Consider the following 16,635-nt stretch of genomic DNA (forward strand, 5'->3'; position numbering starts at 1 on the left):
GCTACCTGAAAACTGAAAACCTGCCTAAATTACTTAAATTTAACTTTATTATTAAGCCAATTAGTTACTTTAATCGGTAGGTTTTTTTTCACCCATTGCCATGCGATAATTTTAACTAAAGGTTTAGGAGTACCTGATAAAAATTTAGCTAATTTATTCATAGAGCGATTAGGAATTTTTTTGTTAATTAGATTAATAATCCCAATATCATAAAGACATTCAATTATTAGTTTAATTGTCGCTTCTTCATTTAAGGCTAAGTTTTCTAAAAGTAAATAAACATCTCTTAATCTTTCTTCTTGAAAACGCTTTTCTTCAGAGGTTAATTCTGATAAAGCTAGGATTTTAACGGTTTCTTTTTGACGACTCAGCATCAGAATAATTAGGAATTAGGAATTAGGAGTTAGAAATTGGGAATGAGAAAGGGAGATGCGGATTTAGATTTAATCAAAAACCCTTAGTCTCCTATAGTTAAACCGAGATCTTGTATAAGAACAAAAATACTTAATAGACAAAGTTTAGAAAATGAATTTTAAGAAAGTTTAAATCAATTATTCTTACTTTTGACTTTTTCGATTTGCCCTTTCCCCAAGGGGGGATTAAGTGGGAGATTGTCATTGCCTATGGAGTGCAAGATCTGAGTTAAACTGATTGAGGTTGTGATTGTGATTGAGGTTGGAATTGAAATAGAGAATAAACCACATTGCGGCGAATGTCAATCATCATCTCTAAGAACATTTCGTAACCTTCTTGTTTATACTCGATTAAAGGATCTTTTTGTCCATAACCCCTTAAACCAACGGATTCTCGTAAGCCGTCCATTGCTTGTAAGTGTTCACGCCACAAAGTATCAATTTGTTGGAGGATAAAAAATCTTTCTGCTTGACGCATTAAACCTGCTTGTAATTGCTCAATTTGATACTCTTTTAAGTCGTATGCTTTATGTACTTCTTCTTGGAGAAAAGTTTTCATTTCCGTTACTGTCATATCTTCTAAATCAGCAACGCTAACATCTTCGAGAAGATAAATAAATTCTTTGGCTTTATTAACTAAACCTTCTAAATTCCATTCATCAGGGGGTAATTCTGGATTAACATAAGCGTCAATAATTTCATCGGTGGTTTTAGTAGCATATTGTAGTACTTGTTCTTTTAATTCTCTTCCTTCTAAAACTCGACGACGTTCAGCATATATCGCACGACGTTGGTTATTCATAACTTCGTCATACTCAAAAACGCTTTTACGAGCATCATAATAGAAGGTTTCTACTTTTTTCTGTGCCCCTTCTAAGCTACGGGTTAACATCCCAGATTCGATGGGCATATCTTCTTCTACTCGAAAAGCATTCATTAAACCAGCTACTCTATCACCGCCGAAAATACGCAATAAATTGTCTTCTAAGCTCAAAAAGAACCTTGTTGAACCGGGATCACCTTGTCGCCCTGCTCTACCTCTTAATTGATTGTCTATACGTCTTGATTCGTGTCTTTCTGTACCAATAACGTGTAAACCACCTTTTTCTACTACTAATTCATGTTCTGTATCTGTAAGAGCATCGTATTCTTGACGAATCGATCTATATACTTCTCTTAATTTCAAGATAACAGCTTCCTCCGTAGGTGCTTTTTCGGCGGCGATGGCAATTTTTTCTTCAGCGTCTAATTCGGATAAACTTTGTTGCCCATAGGTTTCAACGGCAAATTTGACGGCTTCTTTTAATTTAGTTTCCGTTTCAGGAGATAATTGACAAGGAAAAATATCAGAAGAAGGTTTCCAGTTTTTTACTTTTTTTCCATCACCGTTACCACTAAAACCCTGAGCTTTAGGGCGTTTATTCATATCAATAGCAGCAACACTAACCATAAATTGATCATCTTCAGGAGTTACAATTTGAGGCATAAGATATTCACGAATTTTCAGCCTAGCCATGTAGTCTGAATTACCACCAAGTATAATATCAGTACCCCGCCCTGCCATGTTTGTAGCGATAGTTATTGCACCTTTTCTTCCTGCTTGGGCGACAATTTCTGACTCTCTTTCAACGTTTTCTGGGCGCGCATTAAGAATCTGGTGAGGAATTTTTCTTTCAACTAATAATTTCGCTAATAATTCGGATTTTTCAACGCTAGTAGTACCAATTAATACAGGTCTTCCCGTTTCGTGCATTTCATGACATTCTTCGGCTACGGCTTTCCATTTCGCTATTTCATTTTTATAAACAACATCGGGTAAATCCGCTCTATCCGAAGGGCGATTGGTAGGAATAATGCTGACTTCTAACTTATAAACTTTCTCAAATTCTGTTTCTTCGGTTTTCGCCGTACCCGTCATGCCCGATAATTTAGGATAGAGTAAAAAGAAATTTTGATAGGTAATACTAGCTAAAGTTTGAGTTTCTTTTTGAATTTCAACATTTTCCTTTGCTTCAATGGCTTGGTGTAAACCGTCACTCCATCTTCTACCTGCTAAAACTCTTCCTGTAAATTCGTCAACGATAACCACTTCATTATTGCGGACAATATAGTTGACATCGGCGGTAAATAATTCTTTAGCTTTAATGGCGTTAAATATATAATGCGCCCAAGGGTTTTCTTGATCATATAAATCTTTCACTCCTAACAATTCTTCGGCTTTAGCAAAACCTTCATCGGTTAACAGAACACTTCTAGCTTTCTCGTCAACTTCATAGTCGCTGCCATCATCCTCTTTTAATTGTTTGGTTAATAATTGAGCAATTCTTGCCGCCTCCATATATTTTTCCATGGGGCGTTCTACTTGTCCTGATATAATTAAAGGAGTACGAGCTTCATCTACTAAAATAGAGTCAACTTCATCAATAATACAGTAATTAGGCACTCTTTGGACAACTTCAGAAATATCCGTTGCCATGTTATCTCGTAAATAGTCAAAACCTAATTCACTATTAGTAGCGTAAGTAATATCTGCATTATAATTTTTTTGTCTTTCAACAGAAGTCATACCACTTTGGATTAAACCAACACTTAAACCTAAAAAACGATGAATTTGCCCCATCCATTCCGCATCACGTCGAGCAAGATAATCGTTAACCGTTACTACATGAACACCTTTTCCCGTTAAACCGTTAAGATAGGCTGGTAGAGTTGCTACAAGGGTTTTTCCTTCCCCTGTTTTCATTTCCGCAATTTGCCCTGTATGTAAGACAATACCTCCTAACATTTGTACGTCATAATGACGCATACCTAAAACTCTAATCCCTGCTTCTCTCACTAAAGCAAAGGCTTCTACGAGAATTTCATCTAAAAGTATGTCTCTTTCTTCTCTATTTTTGGCTTTAGCTAACATCTGTTTAAAAGATGCAGTTTTTGCCCTCATTTCTTCATCACTAAGTTTTTTAAAGTCTTCTTCAAATAAATTTATTTCAGTAATTAAAGGTTGTAGTTTTTTAAGTTTACGAGCGTTAGGATCTCCGAATAGCTTTTTAAACATAGTTAATTCTTATAATTTCTTTCAATATATAAATTAACTTTCTATCATATCATCTATAGCAATTAGCAACTTAACTCATTATCTGAGGTGAATCAAGATAAAGTGTTATTAATTAATAAGAATATTTTAAAATCTTCGTTAGTCAATATTATAGTTTTTAATCTCTAAAAAATCTAAAAGTATTATCTAATCAAGATAGAAAATATTTAATAATGGATAATTAATTTTTAAAACTATTTTTAATTAATAAAAAAGTCATTATTTATGATCAATTATCCATCATCAATTATTTATTCTTTTTTAGGTGCATTGGCACGAAGAAAATCAAGAGATTCTTTAGAAGGCCATAAAATAATTTTTGACAGCATTTCATCTTCACCTTGTTTTAATGCGTCTAATACTCCTTCTAAAATGACTACTTCAATTTTAATGGAGGAAGCTAAATCAGGTTGAGCTTTTTTAAAACTATCCACTAATTGAGTTACTTGTTGCTCATCAAAAAAGAAGGGTATCACTTCTTGATCATTTTGTTTTATAGTTAAATAACCTTGATCTTTTCCCGCTCTAGCTACAAATAAAGGTACTCCTACTTTATATTCAGTATTTAGTTTTTTCGCTTGTTCCACTTGATTTCCTGACGGTACATAAGCAAAAACAATGGCATCTTTTTGTTTAGCATTTTTTTCTGATAATTCAAAAATCTCCCCCAATGATACAGGCACTACTTGAACTTGTTTCCCTAACTCAGGATTTTCTTTTTTTAATCTTTCTACAAAACTATTAGCGTCTTGTTTACTAATAAAAACTCCCGCCACTTTTCCATCTTTATCATTAGAGGCAATTAAAGGCGCACCTTGTCCGTCAGCAATGGTAAATACGGGAATAGGTTTTAGTTTTTGAACAATGGTTTCTAGGGGTAAAGCTAATAATTTCGTAGTTTGGGTTAACCAACAACTTAGTATCGTAGCACTTACTAAACTAACATTTTTGACTTTATTTAATAAGGATTTTTTTTTCAACATAACGATTTAAGGATATTAATTTTGCTAGTGATGTTTAATTAAGACGACTATTTTACTTGATGGTTTCCCTTAACAACAGATTAGATTAAGTTAATGTTTTTTGTTCTTAACTCACTATATCAAGATATTTATATTTTTGAATATATCAATATAACGGAAAATAGTTATTGATGGTGAATATATAAAGATTTTCTTTACATTATCAATATTTTCTTAATCCCAGAGTAAGCTAGTAAATAAGAGCTATTTAACTTTTTAATAAGTTTTTAATCAAAACAATGCTTTTTGATACCGCAAATTTAACTTATTGGATTTTTCTGGGTATTGGTATTTTCCTTTTTATGTTAGTTATTCTTTCAGGAGGCGGAGAAGATCAAGATTTAGATAGTGATGTCGATTTTGATGCTGATGTTGACACTGATGTTGATTTAGAAGCCAATGTAGAAAATAACATTACCTCTGATTTAGCTAATTATCATGACTCTGATCTTAATTTTTTATCTATCTTATCTTGGTTTGGTCTGGGTAAATGTCCTCTTTTAATTCTCTTAGCTATTAATTTTTCTACTTGGGGGGTTTCTGGTTGGTTTTTAAATGTTACTATCGGTGGTTTTCTTAATACTATTCCTCAAGGTTTTCTTGGGGTTGTCATTTTCTTAGCTTCTTTTATTTTTAGTGTTTTTATCGGCAAATTATTTTCTCATCCCATTGGTAAAATTTTTGCTAACTTTGGAGAAGAAACAGAAGGCGATCGCCTAATTGGCTGTAATGGTGCTGTAATTTCTAAACAAATTCCCTATTTAATCGAAGGTAGAATCGCTCAAGCGGATGTGGTTGATAGTGCTGGTAATCTAGTAACTATTGAAGTATGTTTACCTGAATGGGCAAAAGTTGTACCCCATAGGGGGCAAGAAATCTTAATTATTGATCGTCAAAAACACTGCTTTATTGCCATCGCTAAAGATACCTCAGATCAAGATAAATGGCTTAATTCCATTAGTAAAAGGTAATTAGGAATGAGGAATGAGAAATTAGAAATTTAGAAAAGAAGTCCCCAGAATTAGGGAATTAGGGGCAATCAAGATCAAGTCCCCAGATTTTCGCCCCCTTACCCCCAAGTTTGGGGGAGATATTAGAAAGAAATCTTATTATTAAATATTAAATAAATTAAAAATTAGGAGTAAAATCATGAAATTTTGGTTATTGTTTATTCAATCTTTACCTATTAGTAATTTAGAAAATATTAAAACTGATAATATTATTAATTATGATCATAATTTTCCTAAAACTAATAGTAGTTTAAATACAAATATTGCTCAAATACCTTTAATAAATAGCTCAACAGTAGCTCAATTAAATATAGGTAATCTTAGTTTTTTTGGTGGCTTAATTGGTGGCTTAGTTTTATTATTAGTGGTGGCAGTTTGGGGTTATACAAGGGTTTATGTTGTTACTCCTAATAACGAAGCATTTGTGCGTAATGGAGGCTTATTCACTAAAGAAAAAAAGGTCATTCTTAACGGCGGTTGTATCGTAATCCCCGGTATCCATGAATTAACCCGTGTACCCTTACGAGAAATCTCCATAGATGTAGTTAGACAAGGGAATTTAGCCGTTCGTACTAAAGACTATTTAAGAGCTAATATGAGGGTGACTTTTTATGTATGTATTAGTGCCGATAAAGACGCAGTTTTAACCGCAGCTCAAAGATTATCAAAAATTGGTAAAATTTCCGCAGAAGATATAAAAGATGCCCTAGAAAAAAGAGCTGATGATGCTATTCGAGCAGCGGCGAAAAAGAAAAGTATTGCTGAAATTGACTCCGATAAATTAGGTTTTGCTGATGAAGTTTTAAATTTAATTCAACAAGATTTAAGAAAAGTTGGTTTAACCTTAAACAACATCGCTATTTCTGAAATTGAAGAAAGCGATACCTATGACGAAAATAATTATTTTGATGCTCAAGGTGTTCGTTTACGCACAGAAACAATCCAAGAATCTATTAAACAAAAATTAGCTGTTGAATTAGATAATCAACGAGAAAAAAGAGAAATTGAACTCAATACTCAAGTGGCTATTCAACAACAAGAATTAGCGGCAGAAAAACAGTCTTTAACTATTAATAAAGATAAAGAAGAAGCTAAGTTAACACAAATGAAAGAAATTGAGTTTCTCAAAGTTCAACGAGAAAGAGAAGTTCAAGAAGCAAGAGATCAAGAACAAGCTAAAATTGAACGGAATAAAATCCTGCAACAACAAGCCATTGAAGAAGAAAGAATTAAGCAACAATTAGCAGTACAACAAAGCCAAATTGAAGCTAATATTTCTTTAGAGGAGCGTAATAAACAGTTTAGAGTTGCTCAAATTGTCCAGACACAAGAAGGAGAAGTAGCGGAAATTGATCGTCAACGTATAGTGGAATCTACTCGATTACTAGCACAAATTGCCATCGCCGAAGCGGATCAAGAATCACAAATAGCACAACAAGAAGCCTCCATCGCTATCACCAATAAGGAAAAAGAAAGATTCACCGCCGAAGCATTAAAAGCCAAAGCCGAAGAAGGAGTCAAAACTGCTCGTCAGGTAGAAAATGCAGAAAGAGAGAAACAATTGTCTTTGATTATCGCTGAAAGAGAAGCGGCAGAAAAACGTATTACTGATCAAAACGTAGTAGAAATTGATGTTTTCCGTCGTCGTCGTCAAGCAGAAATTGCCCGTCAAGCAGCAGAATTAGAAGCTGAATCCATCCGCACTTTAGCTGATGCAGAGAAGTATCGATTATTAGCTGAAGCCCAAGGTAAATTAGCCGCCATTGAAGCAGAAAATACTCTCAGTGACGCAAATCGCACTGCTGAGATTATAAAAATCATTTTCCCTGTTATTGCTCCTCAATTGCCCGAAATGCTCAAATCTTTAGCTCCGCAACCCGGGGTTTTAGGTGATGCCAGAATTTATGCCTTTCCTAATGGTAATGGTACAAATAATGGTAATGACATCAATAAAATTTTGCTTTCTACTAGCGGTTTATCTTTGATTAATAGCCTATTAGATGAAGGTAAATTAGGGGATATTCTCAGTCAAATTAAGGGGTTATTACAACCAAATCAACCCATGAAGGAAAACATAAAATTAACTGTTACCCCAGAAAATCCTCATCTCTCCCAGAGCAATGAAACCGATGTTACTATGGAATCATCACCATCAGAAAATATGGATTTTTCTCCTTGGGTAGAAAATAGTTAATAAATCATAATTAACAATTAATAATTTAAAACTTATTTAAAAAAATATCATAACCATGAATTCAAATCAAAAGTCTAACTGGAAAGATAAACTAGAAGAACTTGAAAAAGAAATCAATAATTCTATACCTATCAACACGGAAACATCAGGAAGTTTTGTGAAGGTTATTCAAAATTGGTTTTCAAAGTTACCTACTATCGGTAAAGCTATTGTGGGTTTATTTGTCATCATGATCGCTTTTTCTTTATTAAAAACTGTTTTTTCTTTAGTACAATTAATTTTTACTTTTGGAATTTTAGCGGTAATTATTTACTTTGTTTATCAGTTTGTCACTAAATCAGATAAGAGTTAAATTATAATTTTATTTTGTGGGCAATTGCCCACTCCTTTGTTAAACGATTTGTTGTTTGATAATAAATTCTTGAACTTTATTACGATAAATTTGTAAATGTGACTCTGCCCATTCTCTATTATCACTATTGGCGTAAATATGAATTAATGGCTCTCCTGCATCGGGTAAAATTAATACCCAATTATCTGTATGATTTTCGACTATTTTCACACCGTCAATTAATTCTAATTTTTCAGGAGATTCTGTCTCTACTAAATACCTCATTAATGAGCCTTTTATTTTACCCGGGCAACGCAAAGAATGATATTTATGACAAACAAGGGGTAATTCGCTTCTGACTTGAGTTAGCGATCGCTCTTGTATGGTAAGCATTTCAATTAATTTAGCAATGGTAAACATCGCATCGAAACCGGGATGAAGTTGAGGAAAAATAAAGCCCATATCTCCACTACCACCTAAGACTACATTATAATTACTTTGAGTAGCTTCCATAATAGCAGTAGGATTGGCTTTAGTGCGAATAACTTTACCATCATGACGACGAGCAATTTGTTCAACGGCAGAGGATGTATTAATAGGCACGACAACCGTTCCTCTCGGATAAGCCGTCAAAATGGTATTTACCATCAACGCAGTTAATTCTTCTCCTCTAATTTGAATTCCCGACTCATCTACTAACATTAATAATTCACCATTAGCAGATACTTGGACACCGAAATTAGCTTTTAACGCTTCCACTACATGACCTAATTGAAACAAAAGATTTTCTCTTTCGGCGGTGGAAATCGCTCTTTGCCGTAAACTAGCATTTAAAACCACCGCATCACAGCCAAACCCTGCTAATAATTGCGGTAAAATTGCTCCTGATACAGAATAAACATAGTCAATTACAATTTTAGTATTACTGTTACGAATTGCCTCAACATTTAACTGAGTTTCAAAGGTTTTGCAATAAGTATCTACTACTTGAGAAGGATAAGACATATCGCCAATATCCATAGCTTGTACTCTTCTTAAGTCTTCTTTAAAATAAGCACCTTCTATTTTTTTCTCTTTGGCTTTAGATATATTGATGCCATTAGTATCAAAAAACTCAATCATGATATAGTCGTGGCGATCAGGATGTAATCTTACATGAACTCCCCCAGCTACTTTTAATTTGGGTGTCATGGTGCGAGAAATGGGAATAGCCGTTGATTCTAAGTTTTGAATATCAATACCCACAGACATTAAACCTGCTATCAAAGAGCGACTTACCATGCGAGACACACTACGTTGATCTCTTGAAACTACCACACAAGAACCTGATTTTAAAATTGAACCATAAGCTGCACCTAGTTTAACGGCAAATTCAGGGGTAATATCTATATTTGCTAATCCTGTAACCCCTCTTTGTCCAAAAAGATTACGATGAGCAATGTTACCCCAAATTAAGTTAATGTTTAAAATTGCACCCGATTCGATTCTTTTACTAGGCCAAACTCTTACTCCTGTATTGATTTGAGCTTCTTCCCCAATATTACACAATTGACCAATTACCGCCCCTTCTAATATATGCGATCGCCGATCAATTCTTGTGCCTCTAGCAATAACACAAGCAGAAAGAGAGGCTTCTTCTCCCACAATCACACCATTCCAAATAATAGGGCGATTTAATTCTGCATCATCACCAATAGTGACATTATCCCCGATAATTGTACCACTACGAATTTTTGCCCTAGCACCGATACGACAATTATTACCAATTAAACAAGGACTTTCTAGCACTGCGGTAGAATCAATATAAGTATTTTCTCCAATCCAAATACCCTGTTTTCGTTCCACAGAGGGAAAATTTAGCTTAACAGCCCCAGATAAACCGTCATAATGGGCATCTCGATAGGCTTCTAAATGCCCCACATCACACCAATAACCATCTGCAATATAGCCATACAAAGGTTCTCCTCTATCAAGAAGCAAAGGAAATAAATCTTGAGAAAAATCCGCTTCAACTTCTGGAGGTAAATATTCTAATACTTCAGGCTCAAGAATATAAATACCAGTATTAACGGTATCGGAAAAAATTTCGCTGGTGGAAGGTTTTTCTAAAAATCTTTGTATTCTACCCTCAGAATCAGTAATAACTACGCCAAATTCAATAGGATTAGGTACTTTAGTTAAAATTAAAGTCGCTTTAGCACCTTTTTCTCGATGAAAAGCGATGGCTGCTTGTAAATTAAAATCAGTAATACTATCACCACTAATTACGACAAAAGTGCGATCTAACATTTGCTCAACTTTTTTGACACATCCAGCAGTACCAAGGGGTTGATCTTCCTCTATGGAATATTTCATGATGACATCAAAATCCTTCCCTTCTTGAAAATAATCCCGAAAAACATCAGGTAAATAGTGAAGAGTCGCAATTATTTCTTTGATACCATTGTGTTTCAATAAATTAACAATATGTTCGGCGATGGGTCTGTTTAAGACTGGTACCATAGGTTTAGGTAAATCGCAGGTTAAAGGACGTAATCTCGTACCCGAACCACCAGCCATTAAAACAGCGCGCATATAATTTTCCTCTGGATGTAATAGGTAAAGGGTAATGAGTAATGAGTAACAGCAATGAGTAATGAGTAATGAGCAATGAGTAATTAGTTTTGTCTTCTAGTCTCCTAATTCCTAATTCCTAATTCCTAATTCCTAATTCCTAATTCCTAATTCCTAATTCCTAATTCCTAATTAAATTCCTAGTCTTTGATAAATTGTATCAAGATTCTTTAAGTGTTGTTTAGGATCAAAACAAGTATTTACCTCGTCATCTGATAATAATTGTTGAACTTCGCTGTTATTTTCAATTAAATTACGGAAATTACCATCTTGAGTATTCCATGCTTGATGGGCACAACCTTGCACAAGTTTATAAGCATCTTCTCGACTCATACCCTTTGATACTAAGGCTAATAAAACTTTTTGACTGAAAATTACACCGCCATAAACGTTCATATTTCTCGCCATATTATCAGGATATACCAATAGATTTTGAATCAAATTAGTGGTTTCTCTCAACATAAAATGGATTAAAATGCAAGTATCTGGCAAAATTACTCTTTCCACAGAACTATGAGAAATATCTCTTTCATGCCATAAAGCTACATTTTCTAAAGCTGCAACGGCATTTCCTCTGATAATTCTTGCCATGCCTGTTATTCGCTCACTACGAATGGGATTACGTTTATGAGGCATCGCTGATGAGCCTTTTTGTCCTTTAGAAAAATACTCTTCTACTTCTAATACATCGGTTCTTTGAAGGTTACGAATTTCTACGGAAAATCTTTCTAAGGAAGCCGCTACAAGGGCGATTTGTTGGACAAATTCTGCATGACGATCTCTTGAAATAACTTGAGTGGAAGCTGTATCAGGTTCTAGCCCTAACAGGTTACAAGCAATAGCTTCAATACGAGGATCAATGTTAGCATAAGTTCCCACCGCACCAGAAATTTTACCGACAGAAATATCTTGACGTAATTTTACTAAACGATCACGATTACGACGCATTTCTGCTAACCAACCTGCTAGTTTAAAACCGAAGGTAATGGGTTCGGCATGAATACCGTGCGATCGCCCCACCATAAAAGTATAACGGTGTTGTTGAGCCTGATAACGAATAGCTTGGATAGTTTCTTCTACGGATTCAAGAATTAAATTTAAACTAGCCACCATCTGTAATGCTAAAGCAGTATCAAGCATATCAGAGCTAGTCATACCCAGATGAATATATCTTCCTGCATCTCCTACATATTCATTGACATTAGTTAAAAAAGCAATTACATCGTGACGAACTTCAGCTTCAATTTCTAAAACTCTTTCTACATCAAAATTAGCCTTTTTTTTAATTTCTTCGACGGCTTCCTTGGGAATATTACCAACTTCCGCTTGAGCCTCACAAACGGCAATTTCTACCTGTAACCATGTTTTTAAACGATATTCGTCAGTCCAGATTCCGCCCATTTCGGGCAAGGTATAACGTTCAATCACTGTAATTTTTACTTTTTCGCAAATACAACTGGTATATTTTACCTTAATATGGAGTCTAAATTGACGTTTAGTCCATAAGAGTAAAATTTTGATATAATGTACGCAAATATGTACAAATACTAAATTTGTTTAAGAAAAAATAATGTTTAGTTACGAAATTACATCCCCAACGGAAGCTAGAAATGGATTATTTCAACTGTTAGATAAAGTGGTAGAGAATCGTGAAGTATTTATCATTAATCGTCGTAATAGAGAAAATGTCGCTTTAATTGCCGAATCTGATTTGCGTAGTTTAGTAGAAACAGTTTATTTGTTAAGATCTCCTAATAATGCTCGTAATTTATTTGATGCCATAGAAGAATCTACCACAGGAAAAATCAAACCACAATCAATGGAGGATTTAAAAGGAGAGTTAGGAATTGAGTAAGAAAAAGAAAGAAAATAAATCTTCCCCTCAAGCAGAAATAGAACAATCTTTTGTACAAATTCCGGGGTTTAGTAGTCAATTTAAAAGCGATTTAAAATGGTGGTTTAAGAATGATGAAAAAAAAGCCGAAAAAATATTAGACTTAGTCACTGAAGTCATGAAAAATCCATTTAAAGGCATAGGAAAACCAGAACCTTTAAAGTATATAGATAGTAATATTTGGTCAAGAAGAATTGATTTAGAACATCGTTTAATTTATCGCATTACTAAAACTCAAATTGATTTTTTAGCTTGTCGTTTTCATTATGATTCTATCTAAAAAAAATTGTTGGGTTATGTTTTAATTTTTTCAACCCAACCTACTATTTTAACTATGCTGTAACTGCTTTTTTTTGGGAAACTTTACGCCACCAACCAAGTAAAGTACTAGCAATAAAAATACTTGAATAAGCTCCGCAAATAAAGCCTACGATTAAGGCAAGAGCGAAAAATTTAAGGGTTTCACCACCGAATAAGAAAATGGCTACTACGGGCAAAAGAGTAGTTAAACTGGTATTAATAGAACGTGTTAAGGTTTGTAATACCGCTTGATCGACAATTTCATTAATATTCTGGGTATTCGCTTCTTTAGCAATTTCTCGAATACGATCATAAATTACTACGGTATCATTAACAGAAAACCCAGTAATAGTTAATAAAGCCACGAGAAAAAGAGTATCGACTTCCACGCCACCCACTAAACCTAAAATGGCAAAAACTCCCGTAGTCACTAAAACGTCGTGGAATAAAGCGATAATGGCAAAAATAGCGTAATCAGTTTTAAATCGAAAACTTAAATAAACAATAATCCCCGTAAAAGAGACTATTAACGCTAAAAGTCCAGATATAAATAATTCTTTTCCTATGGTTGGTCCTACCGTGTCAATTTGGATGGTTTTTTCATCAAATATGCCGATTTTTTCTGTTAATATTTGCTGTAATTTTGTTCTCTCATCTACGTCTAAAGTTTTTGTACGAATAGAGATACCATGTTGATCTTTTCCGACAATTTGAATACTGCTATTATTGCCTAAATTTTCAGAGTCTAAAATCTCTCTAACTTCATTTACTGTCAAAGGGCGATCGCAGTTATTAGCTATGGTACAATCTAATTCTACTTGCAATCTTGTGCCACCGACAAAATCAAGACTAGGACGTAAAATAGTACCAATAGAAGTATAAGAAATAACCATAGCGATCACACTTCCAACACATAAAATAGCAGAGATACTCCACCAAATTTTTTCCCATTTAACAACGCTAAATTTAATCATAAGTAAAAAAATAATGAATAATGAATAGTTTTTATTGCCCCTAAATCCCCAATTTTGGGGACTTTTAATCTCCCTATTTCATTCTCAGAATAGGAGGGAGGAGGGCAAATCCCAACTTTGAAAGAAAGGAGCATAATTAATTATTAGCTGGTTTAATATTAGGGCAGAATAATTCTGGGCGTTGACGGATAGTGGGAAAACCTAACACCGTAATTAACATAAAAGTACGAGTACAAGTTAACGCTGTAAACATACTAATAACAACACCGATACCTAAAGTTAAAGCAAACCCTTTCACTAAACCTGAGCCTAACCAGAATAAAGCCACACAAGCGATTAAGGTAGTCACGTTACCATCTAAAATACTTGAAAATGCTCGATAAAATCCTGATTCTACTGAGCGATATAAGGTTTTTCCGTCTCTTAATTCTTCTCTAGTACGTTCAAAAATTAATACATTTGCATCAACTGCCATACCAATGCTAAGGAGAAAACCTGCGATACCGGGTAAAGTTAAAGTTACTCCTGCTAAAGAAAAACAAGCTAAATTTAGTACAGCGTAAATAATTAAAGAAAAATCTGCAATGATACCGGGTAAGCGATAATAAACCGCCATAAACACTAAAACAAGGAGTAAACCTGAAATTCCTGCAATAATGCTTCGGCGAATGCTATCTTGTCCTAAAGTTGCACCAACGGTACGATTTTCCACTATTTTAACGGGTAAAGGTAAAGCTCCCCCTTCTAACTGTAAAGCTAACTCTCTAGCTTGTTCGAGGGTATAACCACTACCGCCAGAAATACTTGCTCTACCGCCCATAATTCCCGTACTAGCATATTCCGCACTAACACCGGGAGCGCTAATTAATTGATTATCAAGAAAAATTCCTAAAGTACGTCCTGTACCTGCGATACTTTTAGTTAATTCTGCAAATAATTTGCCTCCTTCATCATTAAATTCCAGCACCACTTCCCAATCATTACCTTGTTGGGTAGGCTGATAATTAGCATTTTTGAGCTTTTCACCGTTTAATTCGCTTTTTGTGTATAACTGTTGAGATAATACCGCTATTTCTGCTTTTTTTGCTTCAATTTTTGCCTCCTGTGCCGTTAATTCTTCTCCTTTTAAGGATTGTGCTTGAAAAATTAATTCTCCTATTTCTTGTTGTTTAATTTGATATTGGGCTTGAATTTCAGGGTTATCGGTTTCGGTACGAAAATCTAATTGTGCTGTACCTCCTAATACTCTTTCTGCTTCTTGGGGATCATTTACCCCCGGTAATTGTACTAAAATGCGATCGCTTCCCACACTTTGTACTACTGCTTCTGATACCCCTAAACCATTGACTCGATTATCAATAACTGTGCGTACCCCTTCGAGTTTTTCGGGAGTAATTTCTGGCACTTCAGGAGTGGTTTGTAATTGAATGGTTAATTGAGATCCACCTCTTAAATCTAACCCTAATTGTAAAGGTAAATTGATCAAAGTTAAGATTGAAGTAGCAATTAAAACAATTATTAAAATAATAAATACTCTTTGCTTTTCCATTAATTAGTAATAAATATTTTGTATATTGAAAGATAATAATATTAAAGGTCGAATTAAGAATTAAGGATAGAGAATAGAGAATATTTTTAACATCATCAATTCCCCGTTTCCTTTTTAATTCCTAATTCCCCGTTTCCTTTCTAATTCCTAATGATTTTAAATTTGGTTAGTCATGATTTTTTTTACCGCATCAACAATTTGTTCAGGTTGTACGATGGTTAATCTTTCTAATGTGCCATTATAAGGAGTAGGAATATCTTGAGATGATAAACGCACCACAGGGCCATCTAATTCGTCAAATAATTGATCATTAATAGAAGCCGTTAATTCAGCACCAATACCACCAGTTTTCATACATTCTTCCACGATGATTACTTTATGGGTTTTACCGATAGATTCACCAATAGTTGCCATATCTAAAGGCTTAAGGGAAATTAAATCGATGATTTCAGGATCATAACCGTCTTTTTCGATTTGTTTTAAAGCCTGAAGACAATGATGTCTCATCCGAGAATAGGTCAAAATAGTTACATCTTTCCCTTTTCTGACGATTTCTGCTTTATCTAAAGGTACTGTATATTCATAATTAGGCAGATTTTCTTTATGATTATATAATAAAACGTGTTCAAAAAATAACACAGGATTATCATCTCTAATGGCGGATTTTAACAAACCTTTAGCATTATAAGCCGTAGAACAAGCGACAATTTTTAACCCTGGCACTGCCTGAAAATAAGCCTCTAATCGCTGAGAATGTTCTGCTCCAAGTTGTCTGCCTACACCTCCTGGCCCTCTAATAACCACAGGAATTTTATAATTTCCTCCTGAAGTGTAACGCATCATTCCTGCATTATTGGCGATTTGGTTGAAAGCAAGTAACAGAAAACCCATATTCATCCCTTCAATTATAGGACGTAATCCTGCCATTGCTGCACCTACTGCCATCCCTGTAAAGCTATTTTCGGCAATAGGAGTGTCTAATACTCTAAATTCTCCATATTTTTCGTATAAACCTTTGGTTACTTTATATGAACCACCATATTGTCCTACATCTTCACCCAAGACAAATACTTTATCATCTTTCGCCATTTCTTCATCAATAGCTTGACGTAAAGCATTAAACATCAATGTTTCTGCCATTTATTTTTCTCTATTATTACTAGCTATAGCAAAAATCATCTTATCATTTTTCTTCTTTCTTTTTCTCTTTAAATTAGTCTTCTAATGTCAGGTTATAATTA

General features: G+C 34.3%; 13 protein-coding genes. 5 read left to right on the forward strand and 8 right to left on the reverse strand.

Annotation, left to right across the window (positions count from 1 at the left end; translation table 11 throughout):
- Positions 1–29 precede the first annotated feature (29 nt).
- The 3 genes from ACEW8E_RS02265 to ACEW8E_RS02275 form a co-directional block, all read right to left on the reverse strand.
- Complete coding sequence (locus ACEW8E_RS02265; protein ID WP_373478715.1) at positions 30–374, reverse strand: hypothetical protein; 345 nt, start codon at positions 372–374, stop codon at positions 30–32.
- A 268-nt stretch (positions 375–642) separates the two neighbouring features.
- On the reverse strand, positions 643–3,468 hold the full coding sequence (gene secA, locus ACEW8E_RS02270; protein ID WP_373478716.1) for a preprotein translocase subunit SecA: 2,826 nt from the start codon (positions 3,466–3,468) through the stop codon (positions 643–645).
- Positions 3,469–3,758: 290 nt separating this feature from the next.
- Positions 3,759–4,490, reverse strand: a complete 732-nt coding sequence (locus ACEW8E_RS02275) for a Tic22 family protein (RefSeq protein WP_373478717.1) — start codon at positions 4,488–4,490, stop codon at positions 3,759–3,761.
- 278 nt (positions 4,491–4,768) lie between these two features.
- Between ACEW8E_RS02275 and ACEW8E_RS02280 the strand changes: the two genes are divergently transcribed.
- From ACEW8E_RS02280 to ACEW8E_RS02290, 3 genes are all read left to right on the forward strand, one after another.
- Positions 4,769–5,500 carry a DUF1449 domain-containing protein gene (locus ACEW8E_RS02280; protein ID WP_373478718.1) on the forward strand — a complete coding sequence of 244 codons (732 nt, stop codon included), beginning with the start codon at positions 4,769–4,771 and terminating at the stop codon, positions 5,498–5,500.
- 178 nt (positions 5,501–5,678) lie between these two features.
- Positions 5,679–7,733 (forward strand): flotillin family protein, encoded by a 2,055-nt coding sequence (locus ACEW8E_RS02285; RefSeq protein WP_373478719.1) that lies wholly within the window; start codon positions 5,679–5,681, stop codon positions 7,731–7,733.
- Positions 7,734–7,788: 55 nt separating this feature from the next.
- Positions 7,789–8,085, forward strand: coding sequence for a hypothetical protein (locus ACEW8E_RS02290; protein WP_373478720.1), 297 nt, complete (start codon positions 7,789–7,791; stop codon positions 8,083–8,085).
- A 39-nt stretch (positions 8,086–8,124) separates the two neighbouring features.
- Here the strand turns inward: ACEW8E_RS02290 and ACEW8E_RS02295 are convergent, their stop codons facing one another.
- The gene (locus ACEW8E_RS02295) at positions 8,125–10,638 is read right to left on the reverse strand and encodes a sugar phosphate nucleotidyltransferase (RefSeq protein ID WP_373478721.1); all 2,514 of its coding nucleotides are present in this window, start codon (positions 10,636–10,638) and stop codon (positions 8,125–8,127) included.
- Between the two features lie 171 nt (positions 10,639–10,809).
- The gene (purB, locus tag ACEW8E_RS02300; RefSeq protein WP_373478722.1) at positions 10,810–12,105 is read right to left on the reverse strand and encodes an adenylosuccinate lyase; all 1,296 of its coding nucleotides are present in this window, start codon (positions 12,103–12,105) and stop codon (positions 10,810–10,812) included.
- A 142-nt stretch (positions 12,106–12,247) separates the two neighbouring features.
- Here purB and ACEW8E_RS02305 point away from each other — a divergent pair, with 142 nt between their 5' ends.
- Together ACEW8E_RS02305 and ACEW8E_RS02310 are read left to right on the forward strand one after the other, a co-directional pair.
- Entirely contained in the window at positions 12,248–12,532 is a 285-nt protein-coding gene (locus ACEW8E_RS02305) for a type II toxin-antitoxin system Phd/YefM family antitoxin (RefSeq protein WP_373478723.1), read from the forward strand.
- Positions 12,525–12,851, forward strand: coding sequence for a Txe/YoeB family addiction module toxin (locus ACEW8E_RS02310; RefSeq protein WP_373478724.1), 327 nt, complete (start codon positions 12,525–12,527; stop codon positions 12,849–12,851). Before ACEW8E_RS02305 ends, ACEW8E_RS02310 begins: the two co-directional genes overlap by 8 nt.
- Positions 12,852–12,903: 52 nt before the next feature.
- Here ACEW8E_RS02310 and secF read toward each other — a convergent pair whose 3' ends face one another.
- From secF to ACEW8E_RS02325, 3 genes are all read right to left on the reverse strand, one after another.
- Positions 12,904–13,842: a protein translocase subunit SecF gene (gene secF / locus ACEW8E_RS02315; RefSeq protein ID WP_373478738.1), complete on the reverse strand. Its 939-nt coding sequence runs from the start codon at positions 13,840–13,842 to the stop codon at positions 12,904–12,906.
- A 139-nt stretch (positions 13,843–13,981) separates the two neighbouring features.
- A complete protein-coding gene (secD, locus tag ACEW8E_RS02320) occupies positions 13,982–15,394 on the reverse strand; it encodes a protein translocase subunit SecD (RefSeq protein WP_373478725.1) in 1,413 nt (470 codons plus the stop codon).
- 156 nt (positions 15,395–15,550) lie between these two features.
- The gene (locus tag ACEW8E_RS02325; RefSeq protein WP_373478726.1) at positions 15,551–16,534 is read right to left on the reverse strand and encodes an alpha-ketoacid dehydrogenase subunit beta; all 984 of its coding nucleotides are present in this window, start codon (positions 16,532–16,534) and stop codon (positions 15,551–15,553) included.
- Positions 16,535–16,635 lie beyond the last annotated feature (101 nt).

This window comes from Geminocystis sp., from assembly GCF_041753295.1.
Classification (GTDB): domain Bacteria; phylum Cyanobacteriota; class Cyanobacteriia; order Cyanobacteriales; family Cyanobacteriaceae; genus Geminocystis.